At 58.7% G+C, this 9,105-nt stretch carries 9 protein-coding genes; 8 read left to right on the plus strand and 1 reads right to left on the minus strand.

The window, feature by feature from the left end; translation table 11 throughout:
• The first annotated feature begins 214 nt into the window (after positions 1 to 214).
• From AACY02_RS25560 to AACY02_RS25595, 8 genes are all read left to right on the plus strand, one after another.
• A complete protein-coding gene (locus AACY02_RS25560; RefSeq protein WP_339434309.1) occupies positions 215 to 1,609 on the plus strand; it encodes a TIGR01777 family oxidoreductase in 1,395 nt (464 codons plus the stop codon).
• Between the two features lie 9 nt (positions 1,610 to 1,618).
• The gene (locus tag AACY02_RS25565) at positions 1,619 to 4,069 is read left to right on the plus strand and encodes an alpha/beta hydrolase (RefSeq protein ID WP_339434310.1); all 2,451 of its coding nucleotides are present in this window, start codon (positions 1,619 to 1,621) and stop codon (positions 4,067 to 4,069) included.
• A complete protein-coding gene (locus tag AACY02_RS25570; RefSeq protein ID WP_339434311.1) occupies positions 4,066 to 4,794 on the plus strand; it encodes a hypothetical protein in 729 nt (242 codons plus the stop codon). The genes AACY02_RS25565 and AACY02_RS25570 overlap by 4 nt, the downstream gene beginning before the upstream one ends.
• 88 nt (positions 4,795 to 4,882) lie before the next feature.
• Positions 4,883 to 5,338 (plus strand): hypothetical protein, encoded by a 456-nt coding sequence (locus AACY02_RS25575; protein ID WP_339434312.1) that lies wholly within the window; start codon positions 4,883 to 4,885, stop codon positions 5,336 to 5,338.
• Between the two features lie 4 nt (positions 5,339 to 5,342).
• On the plus strand, positions 5,343 to 6,206 hold the full coding sequence (locus AACY02_RS25580; protein ID WP_339434313.1) for a tetratricopeptide repeat protein: 864 nt from the start codon (positions 5,343 to 5,345) through the stop codon (positions 6,204 to 6,206).
• A 2-nt stretch (positions 6,207 to 6,208) separates the two neighbouring features.
• Positions 6,209 to 6,967 (plus strand): lysozyme inhibitor LprI family protein, encoded by a 759-nt coding sequence (locus AACY02_RS25585; protein ID WP_339434314.1) that lies wholly within the window; start codon positions 6,209 to 6,211, stop codon positions 6,965 to 6,967.
• A gap of 61 nt (positions 6,968 to 7,028) precedes the next feature.
• A complete protein-coding gene (locus tag AACY02_RS25590; RefSeq protein ID WP_339434315.1) occupies positions 7,029 to 8,117 on the plus strand; it encodes a tetratricopeptide repeat protein in 1,089 nt (362 codons plus the stop codon).
• Between the two features lie 57 nt (positions 8,118 to 8,174).
• Positions 8,175 to 8,615 (plus strand): hypothetical protein, encoded by a 441-nt coding sequence (locus AACY02_RS25595; RefSeq protein WP_191630839.1) that lies wholly within the window; start codon positions 8,175 to 8,177, stop codon positions 8,613 to 8,615.
• Between the two features lie 57 nt (positions 8,616 to 8,672).
• Here AACY02_RS25595 and AACY02_RS25600 read toward each other — a convergent pair whose 3' ends face one another.
• Positions 8,673 to 8,990 (minus strand): DUF6124 family protein, encoded by a 318-nt coding sequence (locus tag AACY02_RS25600; protein WP_339434316.1) that lies wholly within the window; start codon positions 8,988 to 8,990, stop codon positions 8,673 to 8,675.
• Positions 8,991 to 9,105: the final 115 nt, after the last annotated feature.

Consider the following 9,105-nt stretch of genomic DNA (forward strand, 5'->3'; position numbering starts at 1 on the left):
TGGAAGACAGCAATGAATCAGTTTGCGATTCTTTATGGAGATCGATTTACCAGGTTGAACTGGTGAAAAAAGGGCTTGCCTTACGGCAGGCCGTTACCGGCCCGCACACAAAAAATCTGACACTCCCAACCCAGCTACTGCTACTGACAACCCCCGAAACCCTACGCTTTTCCTTTAAACTTCCCACCCCCAAGGAATGCGCTCAGGACACGGAATGCCAGCCCCTTCGACCTCGCTTCGCCCAGCGCTAGTGCTCTGGCTATACGCCGCCGCAATCGTGCACATTCTCGCCGGCCTCACCCTGACCTGGGCCGGTCATTCCGGATTACTCGACGGCTATCTGCACACCCTCGAACTCACATTCTGGGGCGCCGACCCGGTGCCCGTCGCCGGCCACGAACAACAAGTCTGGTGGCTCGCGCTGTTCGGCGCGACGTTGCAAAGTTATTCGCTGTACATGCTCGCGCTGGTGCACTTGGGCAATCGCTCGAAAGCCCCGGCAGTGTGGGGCTGGTTGAGCGCCGGCATCCTGTTATGGGCGCCGCAGGACATGTGGCTGTCAGCGCAACAACAGGTCTGGTCGCACCTGTGGCTCGACGGTTTTGCGCTGCTGATGCTGTTGCCGCCGCTGGTCTGGCTGTATCGCCATGACCGCCGGAAATCCCCTCGAGTAAAACCTCAGAGTACGTCCAACCCGTTTGCCGGCAGCGCCTACAAGCGCGTGCTGATCACCGGTGGCACAGGGTTTATCGGCGAGGCTGTGGTCAATCAATTGCTCGATGCCGGCCACTCCGTGAGTGTGTTGGCACGTGACCCGTTGAAAGCAGCCAATCTATTCAACGGCCGCGTTCGCAGCGTGCAGTCCCTGAGCGAATTCAGCCACGATGAAACCTTCGACGTAATCATCAATCTCGCCGGCGCACCCGTCGCCGGTCCACGCTGGAGTCCCAAGCGTCAGGCGCAACTGCTCGCCAGTCGAGTCGGCACCACCGAAGCCCTGATGATCTGGCTGAAGAACACCAAGCAAAAACCACTGCTGTGGATTCAAGCCTCAGCCATCGGTTTCTACGGCGTGCGCGACGCCAGTGAAAACCTCGACGAACACGCCAGCAAGGGCAACGGCTTCATGGCCGAACTCTGTGCGCGTTGGGAGGCCGCCGCGCAACCGGCCACCGAGTTTGGCGTGCGTCAGGTGGTGCTGCGACTTGGCGTGGTGTTCGGCCCGGGCGGTGCGTTGACGCCGTTGCTGCTGCCGTTCCGTTTGGGCTTCGGCGGGCGCATGGGTGACGGTCAGCAGATCATGAGCTGGGTGCATCGCGACGATGTGCTTCAGGTGATCGCGCGGGCGTTCAACGACGACAGTCTGCGCGGCACCTACAACATGGTGGCGCCGGAAACGGTCAGTCAGGCAGCCTTTGCCGAGAACGTCGGCAAGGTCCTCAAGCGCCCGGTGTGGTTCCACATTCCAGCCGCGCCAGTGCGTGTGTTGGCCGGGGAAATGGCTCAGTTGTTCTTCGACGGTCAGCGCGTGGTGCCGCAGCGTTTGACCGAGGCCGGCTACACATTCCGCTATCCAACCCTCGACGCCGCTCTGCGCGATCTGACCTGAGGATCGCCCATGAGCAAGCCGTTGATGTACCTGCTGGCCGGCAATGGCAGCGCCGCCGATTGGTGGGATGACGCGTTGCCGCACTTTCAGCGCTACGACGTGGTGCCGCTGGAATTGCCGGGCTTCGGCGCCAATCCGCAGCCACCCTGTGAGGATCTTGCCGACTACGCGCAGACCTTGCTGGCGATGACGCAGCAGGGCAGTGCGATCATGGCCGTCGGGGTCAACGCGTTGCTGGTGCTGCATGCGCTGCAACGTCGGCCCGGGCACTTTTCTCGCAGTGTGTTGCTGGCGCCGGTGGGCGCCTTTTTGTGGCAGCGCCGATTGCCGGCGTTGATGTCGCCGCTGCCGATCCGCAAGTCCATTCACTGGCTGCTGTCGAACAAACCCACGCTGTTCGCGCGCAAGTTCTCCAACCAGACCTGGACGCCCGCGCAGTATCAGCGCATGGGCGCCGGTTATGCGCGCTGCCGTGCGTTTGTGCCGCACTGGGATCTGATCCGTGCCGACACCGCGCTGCCCTTGCTGGAGTGGATCACCGACCCGGTCGAACTGGTCTGGGGCGATCAGGACAAGGTACTGGGCATCGAGCAAGCGGCGGCATGGTCGGCGATTCTTGCGCGCGCAGATCTGACCATCAGCCTGAAACCCGGTTGGGGCCATTACCCGTGGATCGACGCACCCGCGCAGTTTGCGCAGTGGCTGGAGTCGGGCGAGCGCGGGTTTGTTGCGCACACCAAGGGCGGGCGTTTGCGCTTGGCTGAACTGGCCCGGCAACCGGTGCCGGCGGCGCTGACGCTCAGCGACTGCACCGATCCGCGTCTGCCTGCGTTTCTCGCCGCCCAACCCGACGTGACCTGGGCGGTGCGCTCCTCCAGTTATGGCGAGGATCAGGCCGATTCGGCGAATGCCGGGTTGAGCACCACCTATCTGCGCGAGCCGACCGCCAACGTGCCTAAACGCATCGCCGAACTGACGGCCGAAGGCGTCGAGGAAGTGGTGGTGCAGCGCTTCGTCACCCCGGTAGTGTCCGGGATCGCCTTCGTGCGACATCTCTCGGTAGAGCTGGAGTGGGTTGAAGGCCATCTCGAATCGCTGGCCGACGGTCATGTCAGCCCTTCGCGGGCAACGCTTTCGCGGGTTGGCGATGCCTGGCGAAGCGGCGCGTTCACGCCATCCCACGGCTTGACCGAAGAGCGGCTATGGCAATTTCTGCAAGACGTGCTGCGGGTATTTCACTACGTACCAGGCGACGTCGAATGGGCCTGGGACGGCGGGCAACTGTGGCTGCTGCAATACCGACCGATCAGCGACTACGGCTGGCGCCGCCACCTGACGGCCGCCAACATCGCCGAGATCCTGCCGCCGCAACCGAGCGTCTTTGTGGAGTACGCCCAGCGCCGGGCAGCGGCAAGTATTCCGGCGATCATGGCGCGTTGGGATGCGCGAGTGTTGCAGGACAACGAGCCGTTCACCGCCGTGTTCGGCGGCGCGTCTTACATCAACAACGACCTGTTCCTCGCCCGACTCGCCGACTGGGGCATCAGCGCCAGCAACTATGCCGGTGAAGTTGGCGGGGCGACTCCGCATCTGCCGTGGCAACCACTGAAGATGCTGCGTTCGTTGCCGCTGTTTTTGCGTATGCAACGCATCGCCCGAGGTCATCTGCTGAACCTTGAACGTGGCTTGCAGCGTTTCGATCAAGAGCTGGCCGACCTCGTCGCCCAGGGTGCCGACGGCCAGCAACTGGCAGACTGGTTCACCCGGTTTTACGTGTTCGTGGTACAAGGCAATCTGTGCATCGCCGCGGCGCTGGCCAGCAGCGGCGGTGATTGGCTGGGCCGCCCGCCGACGGCTTACGACAACCTTGAAAACAGTCCTCACCGCTTGCCTTGGGAAACCGATCCGGCCACCCCTCGACCCACGTCGAGTGAGCTGCCGTTACAACCATTCCCGCAATGGTCCGGACTGATCTGCCTCGCTCATTCCACCGGCATGCCGGGTCTGCGCGGCTACTACCTGCAAGTGCGCGAGTGGTATCGCGACAACCTCATGCGCATCTTCTTTCGTCTGCACCACGCCATGCCGCTGGCGGATCGCGAGCACTGGTTTGCGCCGCATCCGGATGTGCGCGCCCGAGACGGCAGCTTCTGGCAGGACGGTCGCGAAGGTGCCGAGCAGGCGACCGGGTTCATGATTTATCCGGGGCAGGTGCGGGGCATCCTCGGCGCCGACATTCTGCTCGAAGACTCCCTCGATCCGGGGCGACATGCGCATTACCAAACCGCGCGGGCGGTTATTGCCCGCATGGGTGGGCGCTTGTCGCATGGCTCGACGTTGTTGCGGGAGTTGCGCAAGCCGTCGGCGGTAATGCCGCAGGTGGATCCGGCGTGGGTGGGGTGTGAGGTGTTGTATCGGGATGGTGAGTTGGAGTTGATCAATTCGAAGGATAGGAAGTGAAACTACGATACCTCCGCGAATTGATCTTTGGTCTGGTCGTGCTTTTACAGGTGGGTTATGTGACCGCCGCAGCTGCTGTGTTGGTCGGTAACGAGCCCGGCCAGTCGCCGGTTGCGCAAGGCCCGACCGAGACAGTTGTAGACATGGGTTCGTGTCGATTCTCCATGCCGCTGCTGCAGAACCAATGGCTGAAGTTCGACGATTTCTATTCGGTATTTATCGCAGCCAAACAACTGCCCAAACCGTCCAGCGCCCCCAGCTTGTGGCAAGCGCAGACGTCGAGTGGTGCCGACTGGCACTTCGAGAAACATGGCGACCTGAGCCAGCCGTGGTTTGGTTTGATGTGTGAAAACTCGGAGTACTTTTCGCTTCTCACCGACTGGAAACCCGCAGCAGACGATGCGTTTGCGGTGCAAATCCTGCGTGACGACAACGACCGCAGGTGCCCGGCGACCCTTACCGATCAGGGCTGGGTGCCCAATTCGCTCGCGGGTCGTGCGAACACCTACACCTTCGAGCAATGGGGCGGGGAGAGTTTTTCGGGTTTCATCTTCGGTTTCCACGACAAGTCACGACGGCACATTACCCGCATCGCTTTTTGCCTGCTGAGGGGTAAAGACGTGCTGATCGGCTCGGCGGAATCGGGTTCATCCACTCCATTGGCGATCAGCAACGAAGGGTTCGAGCAAATCAGGAAAGCGGTGCGCGGCATTGCCTTCGAATGAACACACCCAAAATGCATTGCCTCGATGGAGTTACAGCGTGAAAAGATTTTCAGTTCTTCTCGCCAGCTTGATATTAGCTGCCGCGTCTATGGCATTCGCTGCCGATCCAGCCTTCAAGGATTACACCGTCACGCCAGTTTTCAACGGCCCCAACCATAAACTGGTGCCGCAAGAAAACAGCAGCCCAATGATGGATCAGGCACGGGTGCAAGCCCTGAAAGGCAAGGTCAACTTCGCCGGCCATTACATCCTGCGCAGGCTCGGCTGTGGCGGCAGCGCGATTTGCGGCGAAGTGCTGGACGCTCAGACTGGGGAAGTCGTTGGCGGTCTGCCGAATGCTTACGACGGCAGTACGTTCGGCATGGTTTACCAGCCCGACAGCCGCTTGGTCATCGTCTCCGGCATCACGCTCGACGGTGAGCAAGACTCCCAAGGGAATGCGTTGGAAAGCGGTAATCGGGATCGTTACTACGAGTTTGTGAACACTGAGTTTCGGCTGCTGAGCATGACCGACGTGGAATCGTCGCCGATGGATGAGGAGTGAGTGGATGAACCGTCTTCTCGCGGGCAGCCTTAAGCGGATGATGATTGTCATGAGCCTGTCAGCTTCAGCCAATGCCTTGTCTGAAAATATTGAGATCGTGGGGGTTGGCGGGAACTTAGTGACGCTGAATGACAAGACATGGGGCAGGCCTGCTGCGGAGTCGGCGGTCGCCTCGTTTACCGCCAATGGAAAAACTTTTCCCCTCTATGTACCCGCGGTGGGTACTGAAACGCATGAGGCTTGGTTAAGTCCCGACAAGAAAACATTGCTCCTCCTTCAGACTCTTTATGGCGTTGTCATTGGCCAGGAGGGTGAAGAAATCCCGACAGAGGAAACTGGTTGCGGGGTCATTTCGATGGAGACCGGTTGTGTGCTCAGTCAGCCCGCAGCCAGGTTTTGCTACGGCAAGTGGGAGGGCAATCGGTGGACTTCCGGGGAAGAGGATGCGCCTGATCTCGTCATGCAGACGCCGTCTCCAAAGGACTTATTGAAGCAGGTCTCAAATATTGAGATGCCGCAATCTCGCGTGGAAGAACTCGCATTCAATCTTCGCACTATAAGTCCAGAGTCCTATATGGCTTGTCACCCACCGGCGCGCAATGCTCAAGCTTTCAACGACCTGGCTTTCTACTTGGCCGAGGGCGGTAGAGATGAACTGGCGCTGAAGTTTTATCGCGGCGTTGAGGCCGTTGGTAAACGCACGGTGCTGATGTTGAACATCGCCGATTCACTCTGGCGCCTTGATCGCAAAGATGAAGCGCAGCGCTATTACAGCCAGTACCGCGACGCGATGAGCGCCGCCGGCAAGGCGCAGAAAATACCTCAACGTGTAGTTGAGCGATCCGTCATTCAGGGAATGAAAAATTGAACATGTTTGCGCGTTTTATCGCGTTGTCCTTTGGATGCCTGTTTGCCTCCTGCGCGATGGCCGAGGACGACTGCAAAGAAATCACCGTGAGCGCCCAGGTCGATCGGTGCGTGGAGGCAGCCCGCAAGGAAGCCGACACGCAACTCAATGCCAGCTACAAGAAACTGCTGGGACGGTTTGAGGCTCAACAAACGCGTGACCCTGAGCAGGGTAAAGCGCTGGTCGCCATGGCCAGAGAATCCCAGCGCGCCTGGATCAAGCTACGCGACACCACCTGCCCGCTTGAAGCCACGGAAATCGAGCCTGGGGTGGCAGCGCATGTCACGACGATCAACAACTGCGTGGCCAGAATGAGTCTGGAGCGTGCGGCTTATCTGGACACGATCGTCGCTGATGAGCCGGGTAATGTAGTTGATCTCAACAAGGTGTACCTGTCCGGCTCCCAGCGCTTCGGCGATGTCGTGGCACGTTATGTCAGCACCTTTGGCAGCCCATGCCTGACGGTCCAGATACTGGCGCCCAACGGCGGTTGGAGGGTGCTGTCCTCCAAGCGGTTTTGCAGTTTTGACGGCAAATCGTTTTGGAATGGTTATGCCAGTGCATTGTTTGAGGATCATGCATTTGCTGCCGATGGTTTACACCTGACGCTCAGCTTGTTCGAGCTTCGTGGGGAAGGAGAGAAGCGGCTCGCTTGTGTGATACCGATCCAGAATGAGCGAATTAAAGAACTGAAGTGCGGCGCGCCTGAACCCGGTGCCTAATCGGACAAGCTCTATTGGGGTGTATTTGGACATCATTTGATTGAATCAAGGATTGAAGAAAGTGAAACGCGTATTGCAGAGCGTTCTCTGCGCTCTAACTTGTTGTGTCGCTGTACCGGGTTCTCCCGCGCTTGCTGCGCCCCAAGTTCTTAAGGAAATCCCGGCTAGCTTGCTGGGTGATGCATCACGGCAAAAGGTATTTGTTCTGGCAGGGGATGCGGACGAGGCCTCCAACCGGTTGTTGATCGCGCCGGTGCAGGCACGTAATGAGGGAATTTTGCTCAATACGTCGAAGGCGCTGCCTCTGATCAAGAGTCAGTACTCGTCTGCGCTTCAGGGTGTATTCAGCGTCCATGTACTCAAAGGTCGCCCTGGCGTCATGACTGTCATTGATCCGCAGGCTGAGGAAGCTTTGATCAAGCAGCCGTTCGTTGAGGCTGGGGATTACATCGCGCTGGTAACCAGCGAGGAAGATAACGCGGTTTACAACTTCAACCTGTTGTTCGCCTTCAATAGAGGCTCAAAGCAGTTTGAGCTGAAAGCTCTGCTGGAAGTGGCGAATAACGATTCCTGTGACCGGTCGCTTGTCAGCGTTGTGGAGTTGCCGGTGCAGACATTGGGCCCGATCACCCTCGCCTCTTTCGATGGGCGTGAAGCGCTGCAGAAGCTGCGGGTTGCTCGTACTGGCAGTATTGAGGGCGTTAGAAAGAAATTGATGACCGTCAATTCGGCTGATTTGCTGGATATGGCGCTGGCAGCCTACCGAAAGGGTGATGACTCTTCCTTCAAGGATACGATGAGCTACGCGTTGATGGGCGGTGGCTCGCATGACACTTGTCCCCCGGATAGCTATATCGTCGCAAAGTACTACTACCCGCAGCGTCCCGGCTGGTCCAACGACCTCGGTTTTCTGCTCGGCGAGGCGGGTTACTACGCTGAGTCGATTGAGTTGCTCAACGCAGTGATTGCTAACCACCCAAACAGGACGGTTGCTTACCTGAATCTCGCTGACAGTTATTGGGCCGTGAACGATAAAGAGCGGGCGGTGGCGGCGTACAAGCAATACGCATCGCGAATGTCTGAAGCGGGAAAAGCTTCGAAAATCCCGGCGAGGGTGGGTGAGCGCAGCGCTGTGGCGCCCGAGGCGTGACAAGAGCTCGTTGAGTTGCTGTAACTGTGTGTTCTGTACCGATGAACCGCTAAAGGAATGTTCGGTTTGAAATTTTCGTCTGCATTGTTTTCCGCGTTGCTCGTTTTCGTTCCTCTGGCGGCTCATAGCGAGGTCACGACCGAGGTTTTTTGCTTCCGCTCCCACGAAGGCAAGCCCATAAATTTTGAGTTCAGAACCTATTACGATTCTGTCGCCAAGTGGAGCGGTGCTGGCGTCAAGTACAGCAAGTCGAAGAAGGCCATCACTCTGGTTCATCGCAATACTGAACAAGAGGAACTGGTCTATGGCCGGCCCTACCAGTACACGACAACTTGGGTTGAAGTAGTTGATGGCGCACTGACAGGTGAGTATCAGATGGTCACTCAGGGTGGCCGGGTTGATGCGATGTCGTATACGAATTACAAATCCGCAAAGAAGTATTCGTTTGAAAACGATTACAACGTGGATTCGAAACCTGAAACAGGTTGCCAATGGTGAAGCAGGGAATATTCAGAAAGGGGACTTAACGTCCCCTTTTTTCATCCACAAATCTCGCTACGATTTGGCCGCCACGCTTCGCACTTCAATCTGGTCGAGCGTCCCTTCCACCATCAGTCGCACACCGTCCGCCATTCTGCTCAGGGCGAGTGCAACCGAGCGGCGGGAGCCGTGGAGGTCGTCGGCGAGGTCGCAGGCGATGACGCTGATGGACAGAAGGTCTTCGGAGGCGTTGGCCATGAGGGCTTCGGCGTCGGTGCCGGGGGAGAGTTTGAAGAGGCCGTTCTCGCGTTTGGGGTGTGGATCGACGGCTGGTTTGAAATGGTGGTCGAGGGCGCGCTCGGCGGCTTCGTGGAATTTCTTTGTGGTGGTCAACTAATTCCGGACACCTCGATAGGTAGTTTCGATGCCATCGCCCGCTCGTAAACGGTCGGCGGCAGATACCCCAGTTTTGAGTGCAGCCGTTCGTTGTTGTAAAACCCAACGATGT

Origin of the sequence: Pseudomonas sp. EA_65y_Pfl2_P78, assembly GCF_963970495.1 — a bacterium.
In the GTDB taxonomy this organism is placed as follows: domain Bacteria; phylum Pseudomonadota; class Gammaproteobacteria; order Pseudomonadales; family Pseudomonadaceae; genus Aquipseudomonas; species Aquipseudomonas baetica_A.